Below are 647 nucleotides of genomic sequence, written 5' to 3'. Positions count from 1 at the left end.
GTTCGACATCACCATCGTGGCGACGTCGGTATAGGTATTCACCAGCGGTCCGACGATCTTGTGCATCGCGTTCTTCGAGACCAGCGTGTTGTGCATCACCAGATGATCGATGCCGGTGGTCAGGAAGCAGATTACCGCATCGCGAGGGGTCTCGATGATCGGCTCGCCCTTGACGTTGAATGAGGTGTTGATGAGGACGGGGACGCCGGTGAGGGCGTCGAACTCCTTCAGCAGCCGGTAAAGCGTGGGGTTGGTTTCCTCGCGCACCGTCTGCACCCGCGCCGTTCCATCGACGTGGACAATGGCCGGAATCTTGTCGCGCCATTCGGGCCGGACGTTCTTGGCGATCAGCATGAAGGGGGAGTCTTCCTCGCCCTCGAAGATGTCCTTCGCGCGCTCGTAGAGAACGATCGGTGCGAAGGGGCGGAACGGCTGGCGATGCTTCACCCGGCTGTTGAGGATGTCCTTCATCTCGGGCTTGCGCGGATCGGCCAGCAGGCTGCGATTGCCCAGCGCGCGCGGGCCGAACTCCGAACGGTCCTGAAACCAGCCGATCACCTTCTGATCGGCGAGCAGTTTTGCGGTATCGCGGGCGATGTTGTCGCTTTTCGTTTGTGTCGTCTGAACGCTGACGAGGAATTTGGCTA

General features: G+C 60.6%; 1 protein-coding gene. It reads right to left on the bottom strand.

Going from position 1 to position 647, the window contains the following annotated elements; genetic code table 11:
- Positions 1-647: carbamoyltransferase C-terminal domain-containing protein (locus tag D1614_RS28215; RefSeq protein WP_497006674.1), on the bottom strand; the 647-nt coding region annotated here is incomplete at both ends.

Source organism: Maribellus luteus, assembly GCF_003576475.1.
GTDB lineage: Bacteria > Bacteroidota > Bacteroidia > Bacteroidales > Prolixibacteraceae > Draconibacterium > Draconibacterium luteum.
The sequence above is the reverse complement of the archived record's forward strand: the minus strand, read 5'-3'. Positions and strand labels throughout refer to the sequence as shown.